Below are 26235 nucleotides of genomic sequence, written 5' to 3'. Positions count from 1 at the left end.
ACCGAATGCGGCGTGGGTACGCTTGCCGGTGGGCTGGGCGATCGGTGGCACGGGCAGGACATCGACGAATTTAGCCACGGTTACCGGGTTCACCAGCGGCACGTTCGGCGCGGCCAGGCCTGGCATGGCCATGCGTCGCTTCATTGGCATGGCCATTGGCATATCCATTGCCTGGGCTACCCGCAAGGTATCGATGAAGACGCATGCGCCGGCAAACCCACCGGCGACGCCCAGAAAACGGCGTCGGGAATTGTCCATGGGAATTATCGTTGGTTGCCTGTCGAGCAATCCAACGTAGGTCGGGTGAATGACAAAGATGTTTCACTGCGTTCAGATGATGAACACGAATGCGCTGTTACGGACTGACACGGGCGAGAATGACGCTGTGACGTGGGACAGACCCATGGGACGAATCACCTGCGAGTATCGATCGGTGATGCCAGAAGTCGCGCACGGTTATGCGTCGTGTGGAGGGTCCGCCCAATCGCGACTAAGGCGGAGTGGGCTCGGCGGGCTCATCGTCGCGGTTGAAACTGTGTGTTCCCTCCCCGGTCGCGGAGATGTGACCGTTGGGCGGCGCCCCCGGATCCGGGGGCAACCTTCACATCAGGCTAAGGAGCAAGTCGAAACGACACGCAAGGATCGCAATCACTGAATGGCACGTCAGGACCACGCGGAACCTATGATGGGCTTGAGGCTCAATAGCAACTCCCAATAGCCATAGGTCATGGCCAGCATCTTCGCAGTCCAAAGCGTCCACGCTGGGACATTGATGCAACTATGCGAGTCCTTGATCTTGGTCGTTCCTGCGGAAGACCTGTGCTGTCGCTCGCGCAGTCGGCTGAAGGCGGCCCAGGTTATGCCTGCGACGATGTATTGCAGCAAGTCGAGCAGAAGCGACACGAGAAATAGCCAAAGCGGAAAAACCATGTTCTCCGCGATGGGCTTTGAAGCGTCTGTCGTCTTAAAAAGCCAGATAACTGCAACGCCCGCCAACGCGAGCTGGCGAGCGATGTCGCTTGCCTTACCTGTTGCATAGTTGCTCCGGTCCCAAGCTTCGCTGAGGAGCAAACTCATGACATCCTCCTAGGGCCGCCGCCATTTCCCGAGCCACTTGCAGACTTGAGTTTCCGCGCGCCGCTCTTTGCGGCCGATTTTTTACCGGCCTTCTTGGCGGCTGCCTTTCTCGGCGCGGCGGCTTTGGTGGAGGCTTTGCCCTCCTTCTTCTCTACCGCCGGTCGCTTTTTGGCTACGGCCGACTTCTTGGCCGAAGATGCTTTCTTCACTGCACCAGGTGTCTTGGCTAGAGCCTCCTTGTTCGTTAGAGCCGCCTTCTTTGCTGCTGGTGACTTCTTGGCTACACGAGTGTTTTTCTCCGTTGCCTTTTTGGTAGCACGTTCACCTATGGTGCGCTTAACAACTGCCATTATCTCCCCCTAGTAAAGGTGCCTATGCGCGGCTTGCGGCCGACCGACGGTCGCATGCAGGCTATGGCATTGAGCCTAGCAAAACGCTGAAGCGAGCGAGCACGACTAAAGGACTCGTCCGGACGCAAAAATCCCCTAGAGTAATTGCGATTCTTCAAGCGGGGCGTTTAGACGGAAAAATCATGATTCGTACTCGAAGTACTCGTGTTCGTCGACAGAAGCAAACGTCGAATGTGGGAGCGTCGCTCTAAGCGATAGGTTGTATCTCAATCTAATCAAGCTATCTGCAGCGTTCGCTTCTTGAAGCCTCTAGGTGTGTCGGTGGCTCGAAAATAGTTTATCGGCACCTCGAACAACGTTGACAGCTTATCGACGCACGCCTCGACGTCACGATGTTTCATCTTGTGATCGTCAATCTTGAACATAAGATGGTAGAACGCCACCCAAAATGCCGCTGAATCGTCGAACGCGATCTCATCGTGTGGCCCGACGAGCGAATAACACCCAGTATCTTTAAGTAGCCCCGACGCCAGTTCATTGTTGGCCATTTGGCACGCCGAGACGAAGATACGCCTGCCGCGCAATATGCCGGTTAATTTCTCGCTCAATGACCTGTACGAGATGGAGTCAAATGTTGTGGCCATTCCCGCACGATTCGCGTGGCAGGAGATGTGAAGGTATCGATACTTGCTAGCCACGAAGAGCTTGATGATCTCATCCAGTTCGCGCTCTGTTCGAATGTAGTAGTACTGGGTGTCTACCTTTCCGGAGAGGCGAAGCATCCCTGCAATGATCTGGCCTTCTTGCCGCCCATTTTCTTCGTCATCAAGATCGAGCGACTCAACTATGAACAACTCAGGCTTCGTTGCCATCGTCACTCCAGTAGCCTCAGGAAGAGCCCGGAAGCTGTTAAGCGGGTTGGATGTCCTGTCGTCGCAACCGATGACCAAGTGAGGTCATGGAGGAATTGGCGTTAGGGCCGAGACTCAGAGGTAAAAAACTTCCAACAATTAAGTGTCTGCGAGCGGATGTACATTGCCTGCTCGCTTACTCCAAACTCCTTGGCAAGAATCGAACGGTCGCCAATGTGACTGGCGCGGGACAGGTGGGTCGACAGAGCGACGTACGTGCCGTTGACGACATGGACCTATCGCACTCGATATCAGAATAAGCCGCGCCGACCATCATTCGCTGAGAACCTTTCGACACGAGTCTGTCTAGGCAAGGCGGCAGGCGGATCTACGTTCTCAAATACGATGATCTGCGCATCATCTCGAAGTGTGCCTAAATGTTCAAAGAATCGATCCTTTAGCGACGTCTTCGCTAGTTCGACTTCGTCGGCAGTGAGCTCACCATGTTTAGACTTCTTTAATGGATCGCGATACGTAAGGAGAGGCGTGTCGAGAATAACGAAGCCAGGATGAGGCAGGTTGCGTTCCTTGCAGTACAAGAGTAGCGCGACCTTAAATGCGGCGTGCGTAACGGCTCGGACACCTTTGCCGTTCGCAGACCTTCGTTTCCCGTCGATACTAAGATCGAACTTGCGATCGTCAAAGGAGACATGGCGCATGCCGGGGAAGCCCCATTTCTCAAGTACGTCACTTACGACCAGCGAAAATTCGTGAGCAACTGACGTCGCCATCGCCAAGACAGGGCGGTCGGCTTTCTTCCCGCCGGTTGCCTCCTCATACCTAGCGCGCCGCTCAAGGAGATCCTCGCGCCGCGCCAGTAACCCTAGACTCCGTTTGATCTGATCGCGTACGAGAATAAAACCTGCCATGTCCGCCTGATGGCTTGATGCCTGCGGAAGAAGGAGTGCGATTTCTTCCTCTAGTTTTTCCAAGCGCTGTTGGAGGATCGGGAATTGCTTAGATAGAGTGATCTTCTCCTGCAGGAGTGCTGCCGTTACACCCGACAGTTCCTTGGCTTGCGTCCGAATCTTATCAATCTCTATCACAGCAGCGCTTTGTACCAGGGTAATCTCCTGATGGTCAGAAGCATGGTGCTGAGAGCTAGGGGCCGCGCCACAGAGTGGGCAGTCGCGAGCAGAGGTCAGACTGAGCAGAAAGCCTGCTTCTTCGAGCGACTCAAGTCTAGCGATATCAGAACGATAGATATCTTGTAGCTGAGAGAAGCGATCCAAGTGCACCATGACCTCGTCTAAGCGCGACGCGGTACTTGGAATCGACCGGGAAAGTGTTTGCTTTTCTTGAAGAAGCTCTCGGATTGACGTTTGGAGTACGCCACTGTCTTTGTTGACCTCGTTGATGGATGTCTCGACTAGAGCCAGCTGCGCATTGAGCTCTAGAGCATCCGTGGGATCGGACCCGATCTCTGCGGCAAGCTCGGACAGCATCTCATCAACAAGTTCGAGCCGAACAGATTTCCCGGCATTGAATTTCTTGGGATCATCGACCGAGATGATGGACGAGTCGTCCACGCCTGTTAACAGTAGGCGAAAGACGCTACGTTCGGCCGTGGCCTGTGTCTTCTGCCCGCCTTCAATGGGCGAAGACGAGCTAAGAATACCTGTCTCGCTGCCGAGGTAAGCTCTGGCTAGGTCGCGGAAGCTCAGTGGACGCTTTTGACCATAGGAGTTGGTCGCGATCAGTTTTCCCCGGAGGCCGATTTCACTCAGCAAAAGGGCTGAGAGATTGCCTTCCGCGAACGCATCGTGCTTAGCGGCCAAGATGCGTTCGGGTGCACTCAAACCCCGGTCAATCCCGTGCCCAGAGTAGAGTGCGAACGGACCACCGCTCAGGCTACGCGATAACGTAACTTCACCTAGTTCTGGCAGGGTGAGTTCGAGCCAGCAACTGTCGTAGCCAGCGCTTTCCGCTATCGGCTCCGGGGCGTCTTTCGCTCCAAGCATAAAGTCAATGGCTTCTACGCTGAACGACTTGCCAGTGTTAGAAGCACCCCAGATAAGCGTTAGTTTGCCGCCGAATTTCAACGACTTGGCCAGCTTTCCAGGGCCGGTGAAGGAGAGCCTATCTACGATGATTCCTTTAGTCATTGCCGCTCTCCATGTTGTTAGACCCGTTACTTCTAAATTCGATATTCCATCGGCCGACGCGAGACGCGACGAGCTTCTCGACATCGTCTCGAGTTCGGGTTAGGACGTGATTAGCCATCCAGGATGCTCGTTCTTTGAGCGCAATTGCATAGGGGGTGCTGAGCAGCTCAACGATGCCGCCTGCCTCTTCGCTCGCCCTGTAAAGCAGGCCTGCGCTCCCGTTCGGGACGAAATCAACGAGATGAAGGCGGCGCATCATCGAAAGGCCTTCCTCTACCAGTCGCCTGCGAACGAGCAGCTCACCGCTTCGCTGGGGAACATCCGGATGGAGGCTCGTTGGCCCACCGATGTCGCCAGTGTGCACGATAAGGTGGTCGAACCAAGTGATCGCAGTGACGTCATATGTATTAGGAAATGCAGCGTTGAGCAGCAGAACCGATCTAACGCCGGTCTCTATCGTCGAGTTGAAAAGCTTCGGACGTAGATCTGTCATGGCTTGCTCCATGTGAGCCTTGGCGCTGCCTCGTTAGCAAAGTGATGGCAAATCCCTTGCTTCGATGCAACGCGCGCGTGCTTTCCAAGGACGCCGCTTGCCGATACGCTTGCGGCTTGGATCATTACAGCGTCGGAACGTGCTAGCGCGTCGTCATGACGTCCCTCGCAAACATCGATCACGCCGTGATATACGTCGCTTTCAAAGGTAGCGACGGTTTCCGGATCGGTATTGTCACGGTAGAAGCGCATGAAAGCGTCAGCGTCGTAGAATCGCTCGCGTTGGCGTGTGAGATGTTGCCCGTAAATGGGGTGGCATAAGGCCGCGTTCGCATCTGCAATCGGTGTGCCTCCGCGCTCGACGTACGCAGCGATCAGCTGGCCTATGTATGGAAGTTCCGCCAGGCTAACCTTTCCAGGTGCCGTTCCAACGGGGGCTGGTCCGGGATCTGCTCCGAACCATTTATACAGGGTCGGGCCGGCTGCTGAACTTGCCAGAAGCTCGTCCAAGTTTATCCTGCTGATGCTGGAAAAGTCGTAGCCGAGTATGAACTCGCGGAGCTCAGGCGTCAGGGGTATGCTCTTTCCAGAAACGATGGTGCTTTGGCAGTACTCCACCCACCCATGGAGTAAGGCTTGCTTGAATTCCGTCGGCTTGAAGAGCAGCTCTTCAAGCCGACGATTAACGCCTTTTGGCGCCACGAATTTAAATTCGCGAGGTGCGGTGAATTCGCCTTGGCTTGCGTAGTAAAGGACCTTCCCTATTTCGTGGAAGGCCTTATCTTTCGGAAGCGTCGAAGAAAACTGCTTGCACTGGTAATTATCCCAGTCACCCTCATGCAGAGCCTTTGTTACAAAGCCGACCACATCCCTTCCGCGGTCGCCTGCGCCACTAAACTTTTCTACCTTGAAGTAGGCAGCCGCGTGGAAGCAAACCCAATCACGAACAAAGCTTTCAAGCTGGTCGGCCGTCAACGCTAAAATATGCCGGCGATAGTCCATCCCCATGACTCCCCCATGGCGCCGAACGCGGCGCTCCTTCGCCCAATGGACGAATCTTATCAATTTTTACTTCGAATGAGAGACCAGCCGTTACACCGGCATGAGCCTGCGGCGGCCCGTCGCTCCTTCTCTCGTTTTCTTTCTAGAGTGGTCGGCCGAGCCGGGGCGGTATGTAGAGGTTGTGCCGCGCATATTTCACGAGCGGCTCGGTCAATAAGATACGGTGCCCTCCAGATAGACCGCGTCACCACATCTTCTGTGAAGCCATCAATCGATCGCGTTCTCCCGAACTACAATGGCGAGCGTTGCGGCATCGTAGAGTTTGACCCCTGGCGCGCCGAGCAGACGTTCGATTTCATCGGGCCCGCAGGCGTGCAGTGCCCCTGGCGAATGGGTGCTCAGTCCGTAAAGGCGAAGGATCACACCTCGGGTCAGCGGTAACGCAGCTGCCGGAACACCTAAGTCGAGCGAACGGAGGCAGTCCCTCGATCCCTGATTGCTCGAGGGCCGTCTCCTTGACGATCGTTTCGCGAGGCCGCGGCGCGTGTGTAGGGGGGGGGCGGATTTTCGACGCCGCGGGTATAACGTCAGGCTTGCTCTAAGAGAGCGTTCGTGCTTCCACCTGCTGTTCCCGCCGCAATCTCGTTTGAAGTGGTCCGACCCGCATCAGCCGGTGGTGAGGATCGGAGCGGGCATGCCGACGATCACGCCACCGTCCGGCCAAGCTATGGTTGGGTCAGTGGACCCAAACTATGCTTGAACGCACACGAATGCTGCGCGATCTCTCAAAGTTTGGCCGATCTCGTCTCGCATAATTTGGCCAATCCTGGCCAGAGCACAGGAATTGCGATTCTGCCCAAGTGTCGCGCAAGGTTTCAATACCTAACCGCGTACGCTTAAACGAACCGTTTCCCCCACCGGACAGCCTCACCGTCCTCGGTACGGCTAGACGCAACCCGTGAACCCAAAGAGATCACGGGCTGACCATTTCCCCATCTTCTTTGACGAAAGGAGACATAAGCGGTGGTGTTATCTCCAGCACTACCTCGGAAGGCCGGCACAGCCGCGTGCCGTAAGAGGTCACCACAAACGGCCGGTTGATCAGGATGGGATGGGCCAGCATGGCGTCCAGGATCTGGTCGTCGGTAACCGCGGGATCGCCCAGGCCGAGTTCAGAGAACGGCGTGCCTTTCTCGCGAGCAGCTTGCCGCACGCTCAGGCCGGCGGAAGTGATCAGCCCGACCAGCGTAGCCCGGTCGGGCGGCGTGGCGAGGTACTCGATCACTCGTGGCTCGATGCCCAGGTGGCGGAGGAGGGCAAGGGTATTTCGCGACGTCCCGCAGCCGGGGTTGTGGTAGATCGTTGCTTCCATCTCGTCAGGCCTGCTCGGAACGGACAGGGTGCTCAACGACCGCGGCCGCCTCGGCAAGGGCCGCGGCTTCCGCGGCGCCTTTCCGTTCGCTGTAGCGGTCCGTCAGGTAGTCGGAGCGTGCGCGAACGAGGTAGGTGAACTTGATCAGCTCCTCCATGACGTCCACTACCCGATCATAAAATGGAGACGGCCTCATCCGGCCCGCCGCATCGAACTCCTGCCAGGCCTTGGGCACTGAGGACTGGTTGGGGATGGCCACCATCCTCATCCACCGGCCCAGCACCCTTAGCGTGTTGACCACGTTGAAACTCTGAGACCCACCGCAGACCTGCAGCACGGCCAGGGTGCGACCCTGTGTTGGCCGGACGCTCCCCTCTTCCAGCGGCAGCCAGTCAATCTGGTTCTTGAACACGCCCGTGATCGTTCCGTGCCGCTCGGGGCTGATCCATACCTGACCCTCCGACCACCGCGAGAGGGCACGCAGCTCCTGAACCTTCGGGTGGTCCGGCGGAACGCTGTCGAGCATGGGCAAGTCCGCAGGGTCGAATACCCGGGTCTCTGCGCCGAGGTGTCGAAGAATGTGTTCGGCCTCCAGGGCCAGCTTGCGGCTGAAGGATTGTGGCCGCAGGGAACCGTAGAGCAGGAGGATCCGAGGCGGGTGGCCCCGGTCTTCGGCATGCACCAGGCGGTCCTTCTGCGGGGCAGCGAGGCTGTGGGTCAGGTGGGGAAGATCCTGGGTCATGGCTTTTCAGGTCTATAGTTCTATAATTCTGGAAATCTCGAATTCGTGTCGAGAGAGTAGCATCCAGACCACCCCTGCCGTCTATCCTGTCCCCATGCCCGCGATTGCCCCGCCCCCGATGACGACCCCGGATGCCCTGAAGGCCTTCGGCGCCCTGGCCCAGGAGAGTCGGCTGGCCATCTATCGATTGTTGGTTGAGCATGCTCCAGACGGGCTTCCGGCCGGCGCAGTTGGCGAGGCCCTCGGCGTCCCGAGCGCAACACTGTCGTTTCACCTGAAAGAACTGCTCCATGCGGGCCTGGTCACGAGCCGGCGGGACGGGCGCTTCGTCTACTACAGCGCGGCCCTCGAGACAGTGGACAGCTTGATGAGCTTTCTTACGGCCAACTGCTGTGCGGCCAGTCGCCGATCGCAAGCACGGGCAACCGCGAGACATCGATAAGCTGGCGCATCGACTTCCACGCCGGGTCGTGGCGATCGCTCCCTCGAGCTGCGACGATCAGATCGCAACCGAGCATTTCCGCGCGACGTACGATGACGTCCTCGGCGGCACTTCCAGCTACCTGCAGACACTGGATGGATACTCCGCTGCGCTGCGCCTCACGGCGCGCGGCGCCGACGCAGGCATCGAGATGATAAACACGGCCTTCAGCCTCGTCGTCAGCATCGACCGGATCTGCCGCAGGCGGCGTCAGCGTGACGAACATGGCAGTCACGCGTGCGCCCATGGTTGCCGCGAAGCGTAGGCACCGTGCAACGACAGGCGTCACCGGCTCCCGGTTCGGAACGAGAAGGAGGATGTGCTTATACATGTCTGGCTCCAACCGGCAGCGCTGGAGCCAATGATGGATGCGGCGCGATGAAGACACGTTGATGCAAGTCAAGACATGGGGAATCCCGGGCTCCTAGAACAGACGTTCGGCGGCTGTGAGGTCCATCCAATGCAGCGAATCGAACGATACTGGGCACGACCTGGTACCGAAGTGCTCGGCCTGCTGGAAGCCGGGTCAGAAGGCCTTGCCAGCACCGTGGCGGCTGCGCGCCTCGCAGAGCATGGGCGGAATACGCTCGCACCCCGTCGCGGCCACCCGTTCGTACGACTTCTCGCGAGCCGTTTCAGCAGTCCACTTGTACTCATCCTGATCGCTGCGGCCGCAATCTCATCAGTTGCACGCGAATGGGCGGATGCCGTCATCGTGCTCGGTATAGTGATCCTCACTGCAGCCCTCAGTTTCATCCAGGAATATCGGGCGTCGCTGGCGATGGAGGCGCTACGCCGTCGCGTCGGTGTCAACGCCGATGTGCTGCGCGACGGAAAGGTGCTTTCGGTTCCCTCGGAAGAGGTGGTTCCAGGCGACGTTCTGGAGCTCACTGCGGGTACGCTGGTCGCCGCCGATGCACTGCTCATCGCGTCGCGCGACTGTTACGTCGATCAGGCGATACTCACCGGTGAAAGCTTGCCGGTTCAGAAGGCCGAGGGTCTCGCCGCTGGGAATAGTGGCCTCGCGGAGCGCGCCAATTGCGTATTCATGGGGACGTCGGTGCGTAGCGGCTGGGCACGCGCCGTCGTCGTCGATACCGGTTCCACGACGGCGTTTGGAAGCATCGCTGGCAGGCTGCGACTGCGCTCACCCGAATCTGAGTTCGAGCGGGGCCTGCGCCGATTTGGCGGCTTCCTCATACGCATGATGCTGAGCGTGGTCGTCGTCGTGCTCGCGGGAAACATCCTCCTGCATCGGCCGACGATCGATACGCTTCTGTTCGCCGCGGCCCTCGCCGTCGGGCTCTCCCCCGAGCTGCTACCCGCCATCCTGACCATTACCTTGTCGCACGGCGCGAGGGCCATGGCGCGGGAGGGAGTGATCGTGAAGCGACTCAATGCCATCGAGAACCTCGGCTGCATGGACGTGTTATGCACGGACAAGACGGGCACGCTGACGCGCGGCGTGGTTGGATTGGACAGCTGCGTGAATCCCGAAGGTGAACACTCCGGCAATGTGCTTCGACTCGCCATGATCAATGCTCAGCTCCAATCCGGCATGCGAAATCCGCTCGACGACGCCATCCTGGCTAGCGGGGCCTCGCCGAACGCAACCTGTATCGCGGCTGTGAAGGTCGATGAAATTCCCTACGATTTCCAGCGCCGGCGTCTAAGTGTGGCCTTTGCGGATCCGTCAGGTTCGGAGGTCCGGCTGGTCACGAAGGGTGCGGTCGCCGACGTCCTCGCCATCTGCTCGCGCCTTGATACCGGGAACGAATGTGTCGCACTGGACCCGTTGGTCCAGGCCGGCTTGATGCGACGGTTTGTCGAGTGGAGCAAGGCGGGCTTCCGGGTGCTCGCCATCGCGGAGAGACCTGTACCTGTCCAGGATCACTACGATGTCAGCGATGAGTGCAATATGACCTTCGCAGGATTCCTTCTTTTCTTCGATCCACCGGAACCACAGGCTGCGACCACGCTTCACGAACTTGGCCACCTGGGTGTGTCGGTGAAAATGATCACGGGAGATAACCGTTTCGTGGCCTCCCATGTCGCCGGGGCTATCGGCATGCAGGTGGACGCGCTTCTGACGGGCGAGGACTTGCGGCAGATGGGCGACGAGGCGCTATGGCAGCGCGCCAATGCGACCAGCGTGTTCGCCGAAATCGAACCGAACCAGAAGGAGCGCATTATCCAGGCCCTTCGCAGAACGGGCCACGTGACGGGCTACCTCGGGGACGGTATCAATGATGCACCAGCCTTGCACGCCGCCGATGTGGGAATCTCCGTCGATACCGCCGCCGACGTGGCCAAGGAGGCCGCGGACTTCGTGCTACTCCGGCACGACCTCGATGTGCTGCGCCGTGGCATCGACGAAGGAAGGCATACGTTCGTAAACACCATCAAATACATCTTCATCGCGACCAGTAGCAACTTCGGCAACATGATCAGCATGGCTCTGGCGGCGATCTATCTGCCGTTCTTGCCCCTGCTGGCGAAACAGGTTCTTCTTAACAATTTCCTTGGCGACGTGCCAAGCATGGGCATAGCAGGTGATCGCGTCGATCGGCAGTGGGAGCGCACACCGCACCGTTGGGATATCGGCTTGATACGCCGCTCCATGTTTACATTCGGCTTGAGTAGCACCATCTTCGACTTGCTGACATTCGCGGCACTCCTCCACATGTCGGGGAATAACCATGACGTCTTCCGCACGGGATGGTTCGTCGAATCCCTTCTCACCGAGCTATGGGTCCTGCCTGTCCTCCGTACGTATCGTCCCTTCTACCGGAGCCGACCTGGCCGCTTCCTGGCGTGGGGTGTATGCCTTGTCAGCGGCATTGCCCTCGCGCTTCCATACTCGCCAGGCGCCCGACTCATGAATTTCGTGCCCCTTCCTTTGCCGTTGGTTGCGGCCATCCTCTCTATCTCGCTCCTGTATGTCGCCTTCATCGAGGTAATCAAGCGCCCTGTGTATCAGCGCCTTTCGACAGAGGTGCCCGGGGCTGCGGAGATCAATCCGCGTGTGCCCGGAACCGAAGTACCGCCACTGTCATGAGGGAGATCCCTATAAGCCCCAGCGCGGCCGTTGGTGCATGGGCGTCTGGCAGCTCACCCGCCACCCGGCGCTGCAGGCGTTCCGGCATAGTCGATCACTAGCGTCACGCGCCGGTTAGCTTCTGCTCCGTCTCCCCACTTGTCCTCCAGGACCTGGCGGTCCCTGGCCTTGCCATAGCTGACGGCCTTGACGCTGCCCGCAGATAGCCCCGTGGATACGAGGTAGTCGCGCACCACGTTTGCACGTGCACGCCCGAGCCGGAGGTTGTGGGCCCGGCTTCCGGCTGCGTCCGCAAAGCCTTCCACGGTCACCACGGCATTGGGAAAGTTACCGGAAACGACCTTGGTGAAATCGTCAAGGAGCGGTTTGTCTTCCTCCCGCAGCGTGGCATCGTTGAAGGCGAAGTGCGCCATGGCGTCGACGCGGATGCGTCCCTTCATCAGCGCGATCTTCGCGTCGTAGTCTGCGAAGCGCTGTCGCATCTGCTCAGAAAGGCTGTCGATCTCCTGCTGTTGCTTTTGGTCGGCAGCGCGCAACTCGGCGACCCTTGCGTCGAAGTCAGCTTTTTTGACGTATCCATTGCAGCCAGCAAGAGCTGCCAGCAGGAAGCAGGACGAAGCGACACGGAGACGATGATGAGTAAGCATGATGAAATCTCCTCAGACTGTGAATGGGCCGATGCCCAACGATCCTGCCGTGACCAACCCGCCGCGATGCGTGCCACTTTTGGTGACCTGGCAACCCGAGCATGAGCTGGCCCGGGACGATCGCCTTGACTTGCATCAAGTTGCGCCGCGCCGCACGCCATAGCCTTGGCCTACCTGGTTGCGGGAGAGGCGCGTCGTGGTCATAGAGAGCGAGCATGCAGTGAATGAGCCCCATGCCCACCACCGGTTCCAGCGGCTCCTGGCCAGTTGCTATGCCCGACCTGCAATTCCCATGGGGATCGTGTATCCCTGCGACACCCTCTCGCTTCACGGCGCACTTGAAGCAGCGGCCCTTGGCCTCATCGACCCCGTACTTTTCGGGCCCGCGGACCGCATTCGCGACGTGGCCTCCGAGCTCGACCGCTCGCTTGATGGCATCACGATCCACCCATCATCGACGGCCGTTGCCGCCGCCATGGACGCGGGTGCGGCGGCGAAGGCCGGGGAAGTTCGCGCGTTGATGAAGGGCGATATGCATACGGCGGAGATGATGCGCGTCTTCCTGAGCCCGCGGGCCCACATGCGTATCGGCAAGCGGATGTCCCACGCCTTTGCGATCGATGCCCCCGGCTACGCCCATCCACTGATCGTCAGCGACGGCGCCCTGAATGTCAGGCCAGGTCTCGAGGAGAAGCGTGCCATCTGCCAGAACGCGATCGACCTGGCCATGGCCATCGGCATCCAGCATCCGAGGGTCGCGATTTTGGCCGCGGTTGAAACCGTACATGCCGCGATGCCCGCGACAGTGGAGGCTGCCGCGCTGGCGAAGATGGCAGGGCGTGGACAGATCATCGGTGCGACGGTGGATGGCCCGCTAGCGCTGGACGCCGCAATCAGCCCGTCGGCCGCACACGCGAAACACCTGCCGCCGGCTGTGGCCGGTCGGGCCAACGTCTTGATCGCGCCGGATCTCGAGGCAGGCAACCTGCTCGCGAAGGAGCTGGTCTTGCTTGCTGACGGCATCGCAGCGGGCATCGTGCTGGGCGGCGCGGTTCCTATCGCAGTAACGAGTCGCTCAGACGGCGCAGCGGCACGCGTCGCATCGGCTGCGCTTGCCGTACTTTTGACGACGGAGGCCGTGCCAACCCTTCCGCATTCCCTTTCAGCGTGAGGCACTCCCATGCGCGCTATCGATATCGGACGAACCCACGTGATCACGGCGCCTCCCCGTACGCTGGTACGCGACATCGCTCAAATGATGCTTGTCCACCAGGTCTCGTGCATCACCATCGTGGACGCTCGCAAGGTGCCCCTGGGCGTCATCTGCGAGCATGACCTGGTAACCCACACGCTATGTCTCGATGCGCCGGAGCAGTCTCTCTGCGCAATCGAGGTGATGTCGCAGCCGGCCGTCGTCTGCCGAGCGGATGCCTCGCTGGCCGACATCGTGCGGGCGTTGGAAAACGGTTCCGTCGCACACCTCCCGCTGGTGGATGGCCATCGCCGATTGGTCGGCATCGTGTCCGCAACGGACGTCACGGCTGCGGTGGCGGAACTCCTGGCTCGCCTGGCGCGCGCTCTCGCACCGGACGCGCTGAGTGACCGCCCATACGCTTGAGGTTGAACGGTGATCGTCTCGCATTGACCCCGTTGCGACACTCAACGCACCACCAGCACCGGAATGCGTGAGTGTGCGAGGACCTTCAGCACGACGGAGCCGAGGACCAGGCTTCCCAACGCGCCGTGGCCACGCGAGCCCATGGCGATCAACTGCGCCCGGTGCTTTAATGCGGCGCGCACGATCTCTTCGCCCGGATCGCCAACCACCGTGATTTCCTGGTGGTTCCGGTGCCCGCGCAGCAACCGCCTTGCGGACCGCATCGCGCGAGCGACATTGGCCATGTGGAACTTCGCCACGGCCATGGCGTCCAGGTAACCCTCAACGTGGGCGCTCAGCGGCATGTCGACATTGATGAGGGTGATCTCAGGAGCATCGGGCCCGTCCGGCCATTGTTGCAGGATAAACCGTACGGCCCGGGTGCTGATGGCACTTCCGTCAACTGCAATAAGGATTCTCATCGCCCCACTCCTTCGCGCGGCAACGCGCGCACGTGGTACCACCAGTACATGTTCCAAACATGCAGCGGCTTGATGAATATCAAGCCGCGGGACGTACACAGAAGCACTGCTGCGTCGCCTGCTTGTAGCCTTCGGTCAATGGGCCATGAAAAGCGCGGTTCCTGATCGCCGCAACAGTGCTTGCGTCGTGCCTCCGAATACGAGTTCAGCGTAACGCGCATGGCCGTAGGCCCCCATCACGATGACATCGGACGTGACTTCGCGCGCCTTTTGCAGCATGGCGTCTTCAGGCGGGCCGCCCTGCGAATCGACGATCTCGAAAGTAGCGTGCCTGCCATGTCGCTGCACGTGTGCCGCCGCCGCCGCCAGGCTCGCCGCATTCGACGCATCGGCCCTGGACCCCGAAGACCCCAACACCGAGACGAGGTGCACGCTGCATACCGTTGGCAACGTATGAATGGCCTCCTGAAGCGCGCGCGTCGCTTGTGGCGTCGCGCGATAACAGACGAGCGCGCGCGAGGGCGCAGCGTGCAACCTCGCGCCCGGTGGCAGCACCAGCACCGGACGGCCACTCTGCATGAGCAACCTGGCGAACCAGTGTGCGCCTGCCGGCATGTCCGCCTTCCGTTCGTCTGGCGTGGCCATCACCAGCAGATTCGCGCGGCGCGCCATGGCCAGCAACATAGGGGCCAGTTCCCGCTCAAGGGCCTCTCCCACCTCACAGGGCTGATTCACGCCCATCCGGGCGAGCGTCCGGTGCATCATGGCTAGATACACGGCAGCATCCTCCCTGCGTACCGCGTGATCGACAGCAAGCGCGTGCTCCGGAGATTCACCCCAGCGACACTTAGCCCGCGCTGGGAGCGACACCGGGAGGATCGCGCGCCAGGGTAAGCCCGCGTGGACGATGGCGGCGGCCGCCTCGAGTACGGAGGAATCGGAGGGGAACCCGCTGAGCACGGCGAGCGTCGAGCCGAACGGGAAAGTGCCGTTGCCGGCCCACGACGAGAGTGAGATGGAAGCACTTTGCATGGACTACTCCTTAGTGCCGCCAGATGCCCAGCGGCGACTTGGCACCCGGGCATGCGCCGTCTGCACGATCGTTCCGGGCGCCGCGTCGATGCCGCCCTAACGGGCGGTATATCCCCCATCTACGGTGAATTCGGCTCCCGTAATGAACGAGGCTTCGTCGGAAGCCAGGAATACCACGCACCAAGCTACCTCGTCGGGCGTTCCAAGCCTGCCCAACGGGTGCAGCGCAGCGATCGCCTTGAAGGTCGCCTCCTCATCGGCCGCCTTACCCTCCACGAACCCCTCGACCATCGGTGTCCGTATGAAGCCCGGATGGATGGAGTTCACCCGGATCCTGTCTTTCGCGTACAGCAACGCATCGGTCTTGGTCATGAGGCGTACCGCGCCCTTCGAGGCATGGTACGGCGGCACATCGGCAGCACCCACCAGCCCGTAGATCGACGAAAGGTTGATGATGCTCCCACCGCCTCCTGCGCGCATCAGTCCCACGACGTGTTTCACTCCGAAGAACACGCCCTTCACGTTGATCCGCTGCACACGGTCCCATTCATCCTCGGTCAGCTCATGCGTGGGTTTGTCCGGCCCTGCGATGCCCGCGTTATTCACAAGGACATCGAGCCGGCCGTACATGGCATGCGCGTGCTGTATGGCCCCGGCTACCTCCGCCTCGCTGCCGACATCCGTATGGATGAAGTCGATGCGGCCGCCATCCGGTAGCGCATCGACTGGCTGTGGCCGACATATATCCGCGACGACGACGTCAGCTCCTTCCTCGGCCATGCGCCGGGCGCAGGCGGCGCCGATGCCCATGGCGCCACCGGTGATCAGTGCAACCTTGCCGCGCAATCGATTCATGGACAGTCTCCTGTTCTGGATGAGCCAAGGATGGCGCTATCGCCCACACCCAGCCTTGACCTGAATCAAGCCCTTGCCGAGATGCAGGCTACCGAGCAGTTGATTCACATCAAACGGCCGAGCCACGCCCAGAGTGAAGATGGTGCAACCTGCCAAGTTGAGGATCGCGCGATGTCCACCGCACCACGTACGACCACCATGCATGCCGCGCAGCCGTTGGCTGCATGGCGCGAGGTCGGCTGCCTCGCCGCGCAGTTGCCTTGTGATGGGGTGGCGCTCGCGGGCGCCGCGGCAATCGCGAGCGCTGCCCATGCGAGGGTTACCGTCAGCCAGTTGTTGCCCATGCCCGTGGATACCGCGAATGCCTGGGCACTCTCCATGGATCCGGTCATCGCCGAGCGGCACGACCGGATTCGCCGGGATGCGCGCCGGCAGGCGGACGATATCCGCCAACGGCTGGCCACGCGTGCCGTACCTGGCGACATCACGACGCTTGAGTCATCGTTCGAAGAGCCTGCTAGCCTGGCGGCGATGGCGGCGCGCCGGACGGACCTGTCCGTCATGGCTCGTCCCTCGGATTCCGTCACGGATGCGGCGTACACACATACGATCTTCGCTGGCTTGCTACTGGCCTCCGGCCGGCCCGTGATCGTGGTGCCTGAGGGCTCGGATCTGGTGATGCCTATCCAACGGGCCGTGGTAGCGTGGACGGATACACCCGAGGCAACCCGTGCGATGCATGAGGCCATGCCCCTGTTGCTACACGCCAGCGCCGTACACCTCGTCACGATCGACGCACCTGCTTCCCCGCTCGAAAGTGCAGCCAACGCCGGCGATGGCGCGGCCGCGCTCTTGCAGGCGCATGGCGTAGCCGTGACGGTGGACCGTATCCGCGGACAGGGACGCGCCACCAGCCGTCAGCTCCTGGATTACTGCCGCACAGTGAAGGCGGGCTTGCTCGTGGCTGGCGGGTACGGCCATGCCAGGTGGCGCGAGTGGGCGGTGGGGGGTACCACGCGCGAGCTCTTTTTCGAGACAAGCGTTCCCACGTTCTTCTCGCACTAAGGAGATGGTGCTCGCGGCAATGCTGGTAGCTGGCAACGGAGCCTTCGCATCAGTGGGAGAAAAGCACGGGAATGCTGCTTTCCATGAACAGCTCGCGTGTCGTCCCGCCCAGAGCCCTTTCACGCAAACGACCGTGACCATACCCGCCGGCAACGAGCAGGTGGGCATGCCGCCGCGTGGCTTGCCGCAATAACGCATGGCCCACGCTCGATCCACGCGACGAGCACGTGATCAGGTGGGTGTGGACTCCGTGCGCCCTCAAGTGGGCCATGATGCTGTCCGCCGAGGTGAGCACCGGGTCGTGGTCTCCGGCCGCGGCATCGACGATGACGATATCAACGGTTTCGGCCTCTTCGAGCAACGGCATCGCATCATGAAGTGCGCGAGTGGCTTCCGCTGTATCCGTCCATGCCACGGTGACGTAGCGCGGTGGCAAACGCGCGGCCGTACCTTCGGGTACGACGAGCAGGGGGCGGCCAGTGGCCAGCAGTAGCGCTGCGAAATATGCGTGCGATGTGTGCATGTGTTGCGAGGACCCGGTGGCGCGCCCCATCACGACGAGGTCGGCATGGCGGGCAGCATCCGCAGCCAGTGCGGGAGGTGCCACATAATGTGCTTCGAGCGTGCGAACGGCGCCCTGTACCTTCCGTTCAGCGATCTTGCGGGTAAGCGCATGGGCGCGCTCCGCAGCCTCCGCGCGTAACCGCTCGTGCCGCTCTGCGAGGGCAGGGTCGGGAATCAGTGCCCACGCTTCTGCCGCGGTGACAGGCATGGGGACGACCTGCAGCACATCAAGGCGGGCCCCGGCCTCGAGCGCCAGGCAACCAGCCACCTGAACCGCGAGTTCGTCGCCCGGCAGGTGCGTTACCACAGCCGTGATGTCACGAAGAGTCCGGAACGCCTCCCGGATACCTTCCCGCTTCATGCCGGGTTCGCGCCACTCGAGCGCATCGGCCGGATCTTGCCTGAACATGTTCTCAGCCATGGCCTGCTCCTTACGAGGCGTTGGGATGACCGTTGTAGTGGGGATCCGCGTGGCGCTGCTTGATGCCGATCAATAACACCCCTGGATAGACCGGCCACGATGGGCATGCGCCTGATGTCCGCCATTCCGGGAGCCACCATGTTCAGCCATATCCTGCTTGCAATCGACGCCTCCGAGGCATCGACGAATGCGATCCGCATCGCCATCGACCTGGCGGCGCGACTTGGGGCGAAACTATCGGTACTCCACGTAGTCGTCCGTGTCCCGACCGCGCCCCATGCGCCGGCTGGAGGTACCGCAGGGAAGGAGCAAGTGGTTGAGTTCGACGCGTTACGCACGATGGCGGATGCGCGCGGTGTCGATTGCGCATGTACAAGCGTGAGCGACGGGACGCCGGCCCGCGCGATCGACGCCTATGCGACTGCGAACGGCTGTGACCTTATCGTCATAGGCACCCATGGCCGGGGTGGCCTGAAACGGATGATCCTGGGAAGCCAGGCGGAGAAGCTCCTCCGGCTCAGCCGGATACCGGTCCTGGTGTGTCCGCAGCAAGGCGATTTCGCGATTCACCATATTCTCGTGCTCGTGGATGATTCGGATGCATCCCATTACGCGGTGGACGTGTGCATGGACCTCGCTACGATGCTCGGCAGCCACGTTTATGCCTTGCGTGTTATCTCGCCGCTACCCTCGGTGAACCTGCTTGCCGACTACCTTGAGGGAAATATCCATTTCAAGCATCTGACCGCGGATGCAGAACGCCTGCTCGAAGGCATACGGCGCCAGGCCAAAGCAGCGGGCGTGGCCGTGTCCACCGAGTACACGTTCGATCGCCGTCCAGACACGGTCGTTACCGCGCGCGCCTGCACGCACAGCTGTGACCTTGTCGTCCTTCCCCGGCATGGCCGCGCGCCGCACCATACGCTGTTCCACGACCTTACGGAAATCTGCGCCATGACCGCGGAGACGCCGGTGCTCGTGTGCCCGCAACCCGTGGACCAGCCCGTGACTTGACCTGGGTCAACACGTGTGACGTCGGGCCGCTGGAACATGGTCTCCCTTCCAGAGGAGAAGCGCCATGAATGACATGCAGTTGCGCCAGGACATCATCGAAGAACTCGATTTTGAACCCGGCATCGACGCGACCGGAATTGCGGTATCGGTTACCGGTGGCGTGGCTACCCTCAGCGGGCATGTACCAAGCTACTCGCAGAAAGTAGATGCGGAAAAGGCCGTCTGGCGGATCAAGGGCGTGAAGGCGCTTGCGCAGGAACTGGAAGTTCGGTTGCCTCAGGATGCCAAGGTGAACGACGACGAGATCGCAACCCGCGCCGCGAGGATCATTGCCTGGAGCGCATCCGTTCCCTCCGATGCCATCCACGTGAAGGTGTCGCGTGGCTGGGTCACGTTGACCGGTACGGTGGACTGGCATTTCCAGCGCTTCTCCGCTGAAGCGGCGGTGAGGCGCCTGACCGGCATCCATGGCGTAATCAACAACGTGGAGCTCCGCCAGACGCTGAAGCCGGAAAGCGTACGCGACAAGATCAAGGAAGCGCTTCGCCGGCACGTCGAGGGAGAGGCTTCGCGGATCCGCATCAACGTTGCGTCACCGGGGGATGTCACGCTCGAAGGCGATGTCGGCGATTACGAGGAGCGCCGGGCGATCGAGCGCGCGGCATGGGCTGTTCCAGGCGTGCGCAAGGTGCATGACAACCTCAACATCCAGTGGCATAGCGTCTAGCCGCGTCGCCATGTGAACGACCGCGCGGTTGTCCGATTCGAGTGACGCCACCGTGCTGCGCGCCCCATGGCTCAGTGGTGGAGCAGCACGGCGATCCTGGCGCTCGCGAGCACGCTTCTCGTCGTACCGCCGAATACGCGCTCGCGCAGGGGGGAGTGGCCATACGCTCCCATCACCAGCAGGTCAGCGTGGATCCGGTGGGCTCGGGAGAGCAGTTGCGTTCCATCCAGCGGGCCCGTCGCAACATGCTTATGGACCACGGTCACACCGTACCGTCCGAGGAACGCGACCGGATCGAAGGCCGGCTGGTGCGGATGCGCCGGGCTGCCGTCAAGGAGGCAGACCTGCCGTGCGGCTATTGCAAAAGGCAGTGCGGCACGCAGGGCTCGCGTCGCGGGAGGGCTCCCATCCCAGGCAAGCGCGATGCACTCGTGCGTCGCGCCAGGCGCGCACGGCGTGGGAAGTACGAGTACCGGCAATCCCGATCCCATCATGAGCGCATCGAAGCCCGCGATGGGATTCGCGTCCTCATCCGCGGGCCGCTGGACCACGACCAGATCGTGCCAGCTGCACAATCGTTTGAATCCGCCGAGATAATCGCTCCCAAGTACTGCCCACTGCGCGTCACCCACGCCCATCCGGCGAGCCTCCTTGCAGAACGCGTCGCCCGTGTGCCCTTCGCTCAGGTCCTCTTCCCGCTGCTGTCCGGGAGGGGTGGCAAGCAGCGCCATCACCGTCGGCTCGGGGCCCCTCGTGCGGCCGTGCAGGAAGTCATGTGGCATGGCGCACCCCGTGACGCCGCCCCGTCCGCGCGCCGCCAGGCGGCTTCCTACAAGGGCCGCAGCCTTGCATCCGGGAGCACTGATGACCAGCACGTCGCCAACGGCGGGCATGCCCGCCTGGGCCGCTGACGCGGCCCCATCCATCGCCGAAACAGTGGTCGTCGACATCGTCGTCTCCGTGGTTGTGGGGATTGAAGTCTGATACGGCGACCACGCCGCCTATTTGATGAGGATCAAGGCCCTCGTTCCGGCAGGCGCGATCGTGTACTGCCACTGACACCGGGAGCACCTGCCATGAGCCAACCCACCTTTGATACGTCCAGGGCGGGGCGCTTCGCGCCGCAACTAAAACCTGCGTTTCACCGGATCCTGGTCGCGACGGATGGCCAAGCCGCAGCTGGCGCCGTCATCGATGCCGGAGTAGCCCTGGCACATGCTCTCGCGGTGCCTGTGGTCATCGTCCACTCAATGCACGCGTGGCATGGCGGCAGCCTTATGCGCGCGATATTCCGGTCAGCGGAGGTAGCCGCCGAGGATGGGCTACTCGCTCGCGCGGAAGCCTGTTTGAACCGCGGACGGCTTGCCGCGCTTGCGGCCGGCGTGCGGTTCGAAACCCGGTTGTCCTATGACGACCATGCGGTTCGCGCCATCCTGGACGCAGCGCGCGATACGGAATGCGACCTGATCGTCATGGGTTCGGACGAAGATCACGGCTGGTTCGGTGGGAACGTTACCCACAAGGTGGTCGAGAGGGCGGAGGCATCGGTCCTTGTTATCCCGGTTCAACCACGCGCTCGCTGAACGCATCGGGTGGGAGCCATAGCGTGCTCCGATCGAGTGCGCGCTCACGGTGTGCCGGCAGCGCGAGGATGATCCTGTCGCAACCAAGGTCGTGCGCGACACCCATTGCGAGGGAAACGCCGTCACGTCCGAAGCCATAGCGGATACCACAGTCGACGCCCAGGGCCCGCTCGCGGATTCGCGTGCCCACGATGGCGCCGCGTTCAAGCACGCCGAGCGTAGCCCTTGGACGTGCCATCTGCATCGTGATCACGGTGAGCAGGACGGTCATCCGGGCGCCCTCGGCCCGGACGAGGTCCACCACCCAGTCGAATCGTTCGGCGATGGCTTTCTCCAGATCGGTGGCAACAAGGACGTGACTAAACATAAGGCGCTCCCGGGCACCGGCAGCGTGTGCTTCCCAAGGCAGGCGCGATTGAGCCAGATCAAGAAGCAGTCGCCCGTTACCTACTGTTACAGAGCGATACCGTCCTGACATCGTCTGGCGGGTGGGCGCGGCTAGTCTCGAGTCCTGGGCGGAGGAGCAGCCATGAACGCATCAGCTATCAACCTTCAGCAAACGCAGGTTCCGGCGGCGCGGTTGCCGCTTGTCGAAGGCATACGGCACGAAGAGATGCGCCGTCGCGTCTGCGCACCGGGCGAACACCTGTATCGCAACGGTCAGCCGTTCCGCGCCGTCATGGTGGTTGAGACCGGTTCGTTCAAGGTTTGCGACCTGACGGAGGATGGCCGCGAAAGGGTCACCGCCTTCAAGTTGCGCGGGGATTGCCTGGGCGTGGAATCCATCGATCTGGCGCGCTACGCCTGCGATGCCGTTGCCCTTGAGCCAAGCTCATGCTGGGAAATCTCCTACGCGGCTTTGTTGCGGGCAGCCGCGCAGACGCCGGGCGTGCAGGCGGATCTGAACGCGGCGCTCGCCCGGGAGATCCGTAACGGCGCGAGCTGGATGATGGCCCTGGCCACGCTGGCGGCCGATTCACGTGTCGCCGCTTTCCTGCTCGACATGTGGCATCGCTGTGGATCCGCCGGCTGTGTCACGGCCCACTTCGCATTGCGCATGAGTCGCATGGATATGGCCAGCTTCCTCGGTCTCAAGCATGAAACCATAAGCCGTTCATTGGCACACCTGGTGGAGCGGCGTTACATACGCGTCTGCCGGCGCGACGTCGATGTGTTGGATCCGGGCGGGTTGACGCAGTGTGCGAGCATGTCCGTTTCCTGAGTCACCAGGGCGAAAGCTCGGCGGTGAACACATAGCCTTGCCCGCGGACTGACCGAACCAGCACGGGATTGGCGGGATCACGTTCGAGCTTTCGTCGTAGCCGGCCCACTTGTACGTCGATCGTCCGATCGTAAGGGCCCGCCGAGCGCCCGTGCAGGCGTGTGAGGAGTTCATCGCGCGATATGACGCGCCGGGGCTGCGCTATCAGGGCGCACAAAAGGTCGAACTCGCCGGAGGTCAGTTGGACGCGCTCGTTCGTCGCATCGGTCAGCACTCTTGCATCGACGTCCAGCGAGTAGCCTTCGAAGCGATACTTTCGTGGCCGATCATGTATGTGGCTACGCTGGCTCCGCCGCAGGACACTCCGCACCCGGGCGAGCAGTTCGCGCAAGTCGAATGGCTTTGCAACATAGTCGTCGGCACCTAGTTCCAGGCCGACCACCCGGTCGGTCGCCTCCGCCTTGCCGGTCACGATGATGATGGGGCCGCCCCAGTGCTCGCGAAGGTGTCGCGTCGCGGCGAAGCCGTCCTCGTCCGGCAAGCCCAGGTCGAGGAGCACCAGGTCGGGTGGCTCCCTGGTGAGGAGCTCACGCATGGCCTTGCCGTTAGCGGCGATGGTGACGCTGAATCCCTGGGCCTCGAAGTAACGGGCAACCACGCGAGCGATCTCCGCCTCGTCCTCGACCACGAGCAGCCGTGTTTTCTCTGTCGCCTGGTCAGCCATGACCACCCCGCGCGGACGCGATCAGCACGGTCATGCGTCGTCCCAGTTCGTCGAGCTGATAGGGTTTTGCCAGCCATTCGTACCCGTTCGCTTCCCTGCCATGGCCCCGGTCGTATCCGGAGGTCAACAGCACGGGGAGGCCAGGCCTGACCTCGCGGATCCAATGTGCGAGGTCCACGCCCGACGTACCGCCCGCCAATACAACATCGCTGAAGACGGCCACCAGATCCGGCCGCTGATTGATCCACTCCATGGCGCTGGCGGGATTGTCCGCCTCCACGATATCGAAGCCCAGCGAACGTAAATACCGGCCAGCGATCTGCCGTAGCTCGCGTTCGTCCTCTACCAGGAGCACCATGCCATGGAACGCAGGGGGGCTCGATTGCGTCGGTAGGGCCGATGGTTCGATTGCATCGGCGGCCGGGAGTGCGAGGCGGACGTGGGTACCATGCCCCGGCCGGCTGTCGATTCGTAACTGCCCCTGGGACTGGCGTGCAAACCCGTACACCATGCTCAATCCAAGCCCGCTGCCCTTGTCGGCCGATTTGGTGGTGTAGAACGGTTCCATGGCGCGAGCCAGGACTTCGGGCGGCATGCCAACGCCTGTGTCGCTCACGGTGAACACGACCTGTGGGCGTCCTTCGTCATCGTGATCCAGCTGCACGCTCAAGGTCAGGCAGCCACCGTTCTCCATGGCGTCGCGCGCGTTGAGCGCGAGGTTCAGCAAGGCGGCTTCGAGCTCGCCAGGATCCGCGTAGACCGCCGGAATTTCCGCAGGGCAGTCGGCCCTGACGTCGATGGCTTCGCCAAGGGTTCGTATCAGCATGTCCACCAGGTCCGCCAGCAATGCCTCGGGGCGAAGGGCGCGTGGACGAAGCGGCTGGCGCCGTGAGAAGCCGAGCAGCTTTCGCGTAAGGGCCGCGCCCCTTTCGACAGCGCGCGACGCGCTGGCCAGGGTCTCTCGCATGCTGCCCGGATCCATGCCTTCGAGCGAAAGCAACTGCAAATTGCCGGAGACGATGGTCAGCAGGTTGTTGAAGTCATGCGCGATTCCACCCGTCAGTTGTCCCAGGGCATCAAGACGCTGTGCGTGGGAGAGCCGTTCCTCGCTCTGGGTCCGGCGTAACGCGGCCGACGCCAGATGCCCCGCGGCGCGCAGGAAGTGCATGGGATCGGCGTCCGCCATCTCCAGCGACTGAAGTACCGCGACGACATAGCCCATGGTGTCAGCACCATCGCCCAGGGCCACGCTTACAATAAGACCCTGCCCGGGCGCCAGCCACTGGGTCGGCTCACCGGCGACCAGGGCGGCATGCGCCTCAACCGGTAGCTGCTCGAGCCAGCCATCGTCCGACGTTTTCGACAACGCGTCGGGTAACACACCAGCGGAGGCGGCGAGCCTGCAGCCCTGACCGTCACGGGCGCACAGCAGTATGCCGGCGCCGCTGGCACCCAATGCGCTACGCACATGCCGGGCGACCTCAAGCAGCGCGCTTTCCGGTCCGCCAGCCGATACGAGCAGCCGTCCCAGGTCAGCCAGTGCCGCATCGTATCGGGCGCGTGCCAGGGCGCGACGTGCTCGCTGCGTTTCGGAGATATCGCGCACGGAGGCGGCGAAAAGCGGCTCGTCGCTGCTGGCCACCGGGCTCAGGCCAACCTCTACGGGGAAGGCGGACCCATCAGCGCGAATGGCCGTCAATTCCCGGCCGGCGCCCATGGGTCGGAGTCGCGGGGAACGCACGTATCCCGCACGCAGGCCGGTGTGTCCGGCGCGAAGGGCCGATGGCAATAGGGCCTCCACGATCAGGCCCTCGAGCACGCCGCGCGGGTAGTCGAAAAGCGTATGAGCGCGTTCGTTGGCCAGCACGATCTTTCCATCGGACCGGACGACGACCATGGCATCGGGCGCGGCCTCGAACAGGCTCCGGAACAGCACGGGATCGTTCAGGTCCATCGAGGCCTCGACGCGAACGGCGGCGCCGAGCATTTAACTCTCCCGACGGCTGACCCGCAATGGGGCCAAAAGGCGTGCCTTCGTCCTTTGGCGAGCGGGTTGTCAGCGAAAATGATGGATAAAACCGACCCTGAAGCCGCCCGGTAACCAGCTGAGAACGATCGGCGATTCCGTACGCCTTGCGCTCCACAGCCCAATGCCCACGCCGAGCGCCGATCCGACCAACACATCGCTTTGCCAGTGCCCATGCACCTTTACCCTGGCCACGGCATCGTAAGCCGGGAGTAGAGCCAGTGCGTAGACCAGGGGATGGTCGTCGCCATAGCTCACGATGAAGGGTGTCACGGCAGCGGATATCGCGGCAACTTCCCCGCTGGGAAAGCTTTTGCCGCCGTGCTTGAACCATCGATCGGGATTGTCGGTTTCCGACGGACGTTCACGACGAAATGCGAACTTCATGGTCGTCGACGCGACGCCGGTGATGACCATGGAATCGACGGAGCGCCAGAACGTGTCGCCGAGTTGCCCGTTATCGCCCTCAGCCAGCGCGCCAACGCCCACGGTCAGGATCGTTCCGTAGATGAGTGCCTTCTGGTTCGATCGTTTCCAGATGCCGCTATCGTCCTTTGCCACCCGGTGGTCGATACCGAATGGGCCGCCGCCCGCGTGGGCGGAAAGCGCGCTGAGCAGCATAAGCAAGAAGGTCAGGCAACCGATGGACTTTCTCATAAGGCCTCCCACGCACTCGCGAGAACTGT

The 26235-nt window shown here is 61.8% G+C and carries 29 protein-coding genes and 1 pseudogene; 9 read left to right on the top strand and 21 right to left on the bottom strand.

Annotated elements, in window-relative coordinates; all coding sequences use genetic code 11:
- The 10 genes and pseudogenes from ACTHLF_RS06490 to arsH all read right to left on the bottom strand — a co-directional run.
- Window positions 1–258, bottom strand: a pseudogene (locus tag ACTHLF_RS06490) (bilirubin oxidase); the annotation flags it as partial.
- A gap of 97 nt (window positions 259–355) precedes the next feature.
- Entirely contained in the window at window positions 356–484 is a 129-nt protein-coding gene (locus ACTHLF_RS06485) for a hypothetical protein (RefSeq protein ID WP_440325886.1), read from the bottom strand.
- A 179-nt stretch (window positions 485–663) separates the two neighbouring features.
- Window positions 664–1077, bottom strand: a complete 414-nt coding sequence (locus ACTHLF_RS06480; protein ID WP_440325884.1) for a hypothetical protein — start codon at window positions 1075–1077, stop codon at window positions 664–666.
- Window positions 1074–1427 (bottom strand): histone-like protein 2, encoded by a 354-nt coding sequence (locus ACTHLF_RS06475; RefSeq protein ID WP_440325882.1) that lies wholly within the window; start codon window positions 1425–1427, stop codon window positions 1074–1076. Before ACTHLF_RS06475 ends, ACTHLF_RS06480 begins: the two co-directional genes overlap by 4 nt.
- Before the next feature lie 275 nt (window positions 1428–1702).
- Window positions 1703–2299, bottom strand: coding sequence for a hypothetical protein (locus ACTHLF_RS06470; RefSeq protein WP_440325880.1), 597 nt, complete (start codon window positions 2297–2299; stop codon window positions 1703–1705).
- 290 nt (window positions 2300–2589) lie between these two features.
- A complete protein-coding gene (locus tag ACTHLF_RS06465; protein WP_440325879.1) occupies window positions 2590–4443 on the bottom strand; it encodes a hypothetical protein in 1854 nt (617 codons plus the stop codon).
- Window positions 4436–4936, bottom strand: coding sequence for an ABC-three component system middle component 2 (locus ACTHLF_RS06460; protein WP_440325877.1), 501 nt, complete (start codon window positions 4934–4936; stop codon window positions 4436–4438). Before ACTHLF_RS06460 ends, ACTHLF_RS06465 begins: the two co-directional genes overlap by 8 nt.
- Window positions 4933–5937, bottom strand: coding sequence for an ABC-three component system protein (locus ACTHLF_RS06455; protein ID WP_440325875.1), 1005 nt, complete (start codon window positions 5935–5937; stop codon window positions 4933–4935). The genes ACTHLF_RS06460 and ACTHLF_RS06455 overlap by 4 nt, the downstream gene beginning before the upstream one ends.
- A 973-nt stretch (window positions 5938–6910) precedes the next feature.
- Window positions 6911–7309: an arsenate reductase (glutaredoxin) gene (gene arsC / locus ACTHLF_RS06450; RefSeq protein WP_440325873.1), complete on the bottom strand. Its 399-nt coding sequence runs from the start codon at window positions 7307–7309 to the stop codon at window positions 6911–6913.
- 4 nt (window positions 7310–7313) lie between these two features.
- Entirely contained in the window at window positions 7314–8051 is a 738-nt protein-coding gene (gene arsH, locus ACTHLF_RS06445; protein ID WP_440325871.1) for an arsenical resistance protein ArsH, read from the bottom strand.
- On the opposite strand from arsH, the gene ACTHLF_RS06440 reads away from it, so the two are divergent.
- Window positions 8050–8493 (top strand): ArsR/SmtB family transcription factor, encoded by a 444-nt coding sequence (locus ACTHLF_RS06440; RefSeq protein ID WP_440325869.1) that lies wholly within the window; start codon window positions 8050–8052, stop codon window positions 8491–8493. The two genes, arsH and ACTHLF_RS06440, sit on opposite strands and share 2 nt — an antisense overlap.
- Here the strand turns inward: ACTHLF_RS06440 and ACTHLF_RS06435 are convergent.
- Window positions 8429–8863 carry a universal stress protein gene (locus ACTHLF_RS06435; RefSeq protein WP_440325867.1) on the bottom strand — a complete coding sequence of 145 codons (435 nt, stop codon included), beginning with the start codon at window positions 8861–8863 and terminating at the stop codon, window positions 8429–8431. The genes ACTHLF_RS06440 and ACTHLF_RS06435 overlap by 65 nt on opposite strands.
- Before the next feature lie 129 nt (window positions 8864–8992).
- On the opposite strand from ACTHLF_RS06435, the gene mgtA reads away from it, so the two are divergent.
- Window positions 8993–11590, top strand: coding sequence for a magnesium-translocating P-type ATPase (mgtA, locus tag ACTHLF_RS06430; RefSeq protein ID WP_440325865.1), 2598 nt, complete (start codon window positions 8993–8995; stop codon window positions 11588–11590).
- 53 nt (window positions 11591–11643) lie between these two features.
- Here the strand turns inward: mgtA and ACTHLF_RS06425 are convergent, their stop codons facing one another.
- On the bottom strand, window positions 11644–12237 hold the full coding sequence (locus ACTHLF_RS06425) for an OmpA family protein (RefSeq protein WP_440325863.1): 594 nt from the start codon (window positions 12235–12237) through the stop codon (window positions 11644–11646).
- Window positions 12238–12415: 178 nt separating this feature from the next.
- On the opposite strand from ACTHLF_RS06425, the gene ACTHLF_RS06420 reads away from it, so the two are divergent.
- The gene (locus ACTHLF_RS06420; RefSeq protein ID WP_440325861.1) at window positions 12416–13408 is read left to right on the top strand and encodes a bifunctional enoyl-CoA hydratase/phosphate acetyltransferase; all 993 of its coding nucleotides are present in this window, start codon (window positions 12416–12418) and stop codon (window positions 13406–13408) included.
- Between the two features lie 9 nt (window positions 13409–13417).
- Window positions 13418–13855: a CBS domain-containing protein gene (locus ACTHLF_RS06415; RefSeq protein WP_440325859.1), complete on the top strand. Its 438-nt coding sequence runs from the start codon at window positions 13418–13420 to the stop codon at window positions 13853–13855.
- A 41-nt stretch (window positions 13856–13896) separates the two neighbouring features.
- Here the strand turns inward: ACTHLF_RS06415 and ACTHLF_RS06410 are convergent, their stop codons facing one another.
- The 3 genes from ACTHLF_RS06410 to ACTHLF_RS06400 form a co-directional block, all read right to left on the bottom strand.
- The gene (locus ACTHLF_RS06410) at window positions 13897–14316 is read right to left on the bottom strand and encodes a universal stress protein (RefSeq protein ID WP_440325857.1); all 420 of its coding nucleotides are present in this window, start codon (window positions 14314–14316) and stop codon (window positions 13897–13899) included.
- A gap of 135 nt (window positions 14317–14451) precedes the next feature.
- Window positions 14452–15348 carry a universal stress protein gene (locus tag ACTHLF_RS06405; RefSeq protein ID WP_440325855.1) on the bottom strand — a complete coding sequence of 299 codons (897 nt, stop codon included), beginning with the start codon at window positions 15346–15348 and terminating at the stop codon, window positions 14452–14454.
- Between the two features lie 96 nt (window positions 15349–15444).
- Window positions 15445–16203, bottom strand: a complete 759-nt coding sequence (locus tag ACTHLF_RS06400) for an SDR family NAD(P)-dependent oxidoreductase (RefSeq protein WP_440325853.1) — start codon at window positions 16201–16203, stop codon at window positions 15445–15447.
- Between the two features lie 171 nt (window positions 16204–16374).
- On the opposite strand from ACTHLF_RS06400, the gene ACTHLF_RS06395 reads away from it, so the two are divergent.
- The gene (locus tag ACTHLF_RS06395; RefSeq protein WP_440325851.1) at window positions 16375–17268 is read left to right on the top strand and encodes a hypothetical protein; all 894 of its coding nucleotides are present in this window, start codon (window positions 16375–16377) and stop codon (window positions 17266–17268) included.
- 49 nt (window positions 17269–17317) lie between these two features.
- Here ACTHLF_RS06395 and ACTHLF_RS06390 read toward each other — a convergent pair whose 3' ends face one another.
- The gene (locus tag ACTHLF_RS06390) at window positions 17318–18253 is read right to left on the bottom strand and encodes a universal stress protein (protein WP_440325850.1); all 936 of its coding nucleotides are present in this window, start codon (window positions 18251–18253) and stop codon (window positions 17318–17320) included.
- Between the two features lie 99 nt (window positions 18254–18352).
- On the opposite strand from ACTHLF_RS06390, the gene ACTHLF_RS06385 reads away from it, so the two are divergent.
- Window positions 18353–19267 carry a universal stress protein gene (locus tag ACTHLF_RS06385; protein WP_440325848.1) on the top strand — a complete coding sequence of 305 codons (915 nt, stop codon included), beginning with the start codon at window positions 18353–18355 and terminating at the stop codon, window positions 19265–19267.
- Between the two features lie 64 nt (window positions 19268–19331).
- Entirely contained in the window at window positions 19332–19994 is a 663-nt protein-coding gene (locus ACTHLF_RS06380; RefSeq protein ID WP_440325847.1) for a BON domain-containing protein, read from the top strand.
- 71 nt (window positions 19995–20065) lie between these two features.
- Here ACTHLF_RS06380 and ACTHLF_RS06375 read toward each other — a convergent pair whose 3' ends face one another.
- Window positions 20066–20776 carry a universal stress protein gene (locus tag ACTHLF_RS06375; protein WP_440325845.1) on the bottom strand — a complete coding sequence of 237 codons (711 nt, stop codon included), beginning with the start codon at window positions 20774–20776 and terminating at the stop codon, window positions 20066–20068.
- A gap of 294 nt (window positions 20777–21070) precedes the next feature.
- Between ACTHLF_RS06375 and ACTHLF_RS06370 the strand changes: the two genes are divergently transcribed.
- Window positions 21071–21577 carry a universal stress protein gene (locus tag ACTHLF_RS06370; RefSeq protein ID WP_440325843.1) on the top strand — a complete coding sequence of 169 codons (507 nt, stop codon included), beginning with the start codon at window positions 21071–21073 and terminating at the stop codon, window positions 21575–21577.
- Here ACTHLF_RS06370 and ACTHLF_RS06365 read toward each other — a convergent pair.
- A complete protein-coding gene (locus ACTHLF_RS06365) occupies window positions 21549–21944 on the bottom strand; it encodes a hypothetical protein (protein ID WP_440325841.1) in 396 nt (131 codons plus the stop codon). The two genes, ACTHLF_RS06370 and ACTHLF_RS06365, sit on opposite strands and share 29 nt — an antisense overlap.
- 162 nt (window positions 21945–22106) lie before the next feature.
- Here ACTHLF_RS06365 and ACTHLF_RS06360 point away from each other — a divergent pair, with 162 nt between their 5' ends.
- Window positions 22107–22799, top strand: coding sequence for a Crp/Fnr family transcriptional regulator (locus ACTHLF_RS06360; protein ID WP_440325839.1), 693 nt, complete (start codon window positions 22107–22109; stop codon window positions 22797–22799).
- 1 nt (window position 22800) lies between these two features.
- Here the strand turns inward: ACTHLF_RS06360 and ACTHLF_RS06355 are convergent, their stop codons facing one another.
- The 3 genes from ACTHLF_RS06355 to ACTHLF_RS06345 form a co-directional block, all read right to left on the bottom strand.
- Window positions 22801–23523, bottom strand: a complete 723-nt coding sequence (locus tag ACTHLF_RS06355; protein ID WP_440325837.1) for a response regulator — start codon at window positions 23521–23523, stop codon at window positions 22801–22803.
- Entirely contained in the window at window positions 23516–25510 is a 1995-nt protein-coding gene (locus tag ACTHLF_RS06350) for an ATP-binding protein (RefSeq protein WP_440325835.1), read from the bottom strand. The genes ACTHLF_RS06355 and ACTHLF_RS06350 overlap by 8 nt, the downstream gene beginning before the upstream one ends.
- 69 nt (window positions 25511–25579) lie before the next feature.
- On the bottom strand, window positions 25580–26206 hold the full coding sequence (locus ACTHLF_RS06345; RefSeq protein ID WP_440325833.1) for a phosphatase PAP2 family protein: 627 nt from the start codon (window positions 26204–26206) through the stop codon (window positions 25580–25582).
- Window positions 26207–26235 lie beyond the last annotated feature (29 nt).

It is taken from the genome of Luteibacter sp., from assembly GCF_051958795.1.
GTDB lineage: Bacteria > Pseudomonadota > Gammaproteobacteria > Xanthomonadales > Rhodanobacteraceae > Luteibacter.
The sequence above is the reverse complement of the archived record's forward strand: the minus strand, read 5'-3'. Positions and strand labels throughout refer to the sequence as shown.

Bases quoted from the DNA above. Each gene is read 5' to 3' on its own strand.
- ACTHLF_RS06470 (WP_440325880.1), bottom strand. From the start codon at position 2,299: ATGGCAACGAAGCCTGAGTTGTTCATAGTTGAGTCGCTCGATCTTGAT.
- mgtA (WP_440325865.1), top strand. From the start codon at position 8,993: ATGCAGCGAATCGAACGATACTGGGCACGACCTGGTACCGAAGTGCTC.
- ACTHLF_RS06345 (WP_440325833.1), bottom strand. From the start codon at position 26,206: ATGAGAAAGTCCATCGGTTGCCTGACCTTCTTGCTTATGCTGCTCAGC.
- ACTHLF_RS06435 (WP_440325867.1), bottom strand. From the start codon at position 8,863: ATGTATAAGCACATCCTCCTTCTCGTTCCGAACCGGGAGCCGGTGACG.
- ACTHLF_RS06390 (WP_440325850.1), bottom strand. From the start codon at position 18,253: ATGGCTGAGAACATGTTCAGGCAAGATCCGGCCGATGCGCTCGAGTGG.
- ACTHLF_RS06455 (WP_440325875.1), bottom strand. From the start codon at position 5,937: ATGGACTATCGCCGGCATATTTTAGCGTTGACGGCCGACCAGCTTGAA.
- ACTHLF_RS06410 (WP_440325857.1), bottom strand. From the start codon at position 14,316: ATGAGAATCCTTATTGCAGTTGACGGAAGTGCCATCAGCACCCGGGCC.
- ACTHLF_RS06475 (WP_440325882.1), bottom strand. From the start codon at position 1,427: ATGGCAGTTGTTAAGCGCACCATAGGTGAACGTGCTACCAAAAAGGCA.
- ACTHLF_RS06465 (WP_440325879.1), bottom strand. From the start codon at position 4,443: ATGACTAAAGGAATCATCGTAGATAGGCTCTCCTTCACCGGCCCTGGA.
- ACTHLF_RS06350 (WP_440325835.1), bottom strand. From the start codon at position 25,510: ATGCTCGGCGCCGCCGTTCGCGTCGAGGCCTCGATGGACCTGAACGAT.
- ACTHLF_RS06425 (WP_440325863.1), bottom strand. From the start codon at position 12,237: ATGCTTACTCATCATCGTCTCCGTGTCGCTTCGTCCTGCTTCCTGCTG.
- ACTHLF_RS06370 (WP_440325843.1), top strand. From the start codon at position 21,071: ATGAGCCAACCCACCTTTGATACGTCCAGGGCGGGGCGCTTCGCGCCG.
- ACTHLF_RS06360 (WP_440325839.1), top strand. From the start codon at position 22,107: ATGAACGCATCAGCTATCAACCTTCAGCAAACGCAGGTTCCGGCGGCG.
- ACTHLF_RS06355 (WP_440325837.1), bottom strand. From the start codon at position 23,523: ATGGCTGACCAGGCGACAGAGAAAACACGGCTGCTCGTGGTCGAGGAC.
- ACTHLF_RS06385 (WP_440325848.1), top strand. From the start codon at position 18,353: ATGGGCATGCGCCTGATGTCCGCCATTCCGGGAGCCACCATGTTCAGC.
- ACTHLF_RS06405 (WP_440325855.1), bottom strand. From the start codon at position 15,348: ATGCAAAGTGCTTCCATCTCACTCTCGTCGTGGGCCGGCAACGGCACT.
- ACTHLF_RS06375 (WP_440325845.1), bottom strand. From the start codon at position 20,776: ATGCCACATGACTTCCTGCACGGCCGCACGAGGGGCCCCGAGCCGACG.
- ACTHLF_RS06395 (WP_440325851.1), top strand. From the start codon at position 16,375: ATGTCCACCGCACCACGTACGACCACCATGCATGCCGCGCAGCCGTTG.
- ACTHLF_RS06460 (WP_440325877.1), bottom strand. From the start codon at position 4,936: ATGACAGATCTACGTCCGAAGCTTTTCAACTCGACGATAGAGACCGGC.
- ACTHLF_RS06380 (WP_440325847.1), top strand. From the start codon at position 19,332: ATGAATGACATGCAGTTGCGCCAGGACATCATCGAAGAACTCGATTTT.
- ACTHLF_RS06440 (WP_440325869.1), top strand. From the start codon at position 8,050: ATGGCTTTTCAGGTCTATAGTTCTATAATTCTGGAAATCTCGAATTCG.
- ACTHLF_RS06415 (WP_440325859.1), top strand. From the start codon at position 13,418: ATGCGCGCTATCGATATCGGACGAACCCACGTGATCACGGCGCCTCCC.
- ACTHLF_RS06480 (WP_440325884.1), bottom strand. From the start codon at position 1,077: ATGAGTTTGCTCCTCAGCGAAGCTTGGGACCGGAGCAACTATGCAACA.
- arsC (WP_440325873.1), bottom strand. From the start codon at position 7,309: ATGGAAGCAACGATCTACCACAACCCCGGCTGCGGGACGTCGCGAAAT.
- ACTHLF_RS06365 (WP_440325841.1), bottom strand. From the start codon at position 21,944: ATGTTTAGTCACGTCCTTGTTGCCACCGATCTGGAGAAAGCCATCGCC.
- arsH (WP_440325871.1), bottom strand. From the start codon at position 8,051: ATGACCCAGGATCTTCCCCACCTGACCCACAGCCTCGCTGCCCCGCAG.
- ACTHLF_RS06400 (WP_440325853.1), bottom strand. From the start codon at position 16,203: ATGAATCGATTGCGCGGCAAGGTTGCACTGATCACCGGTGGCGCCATG.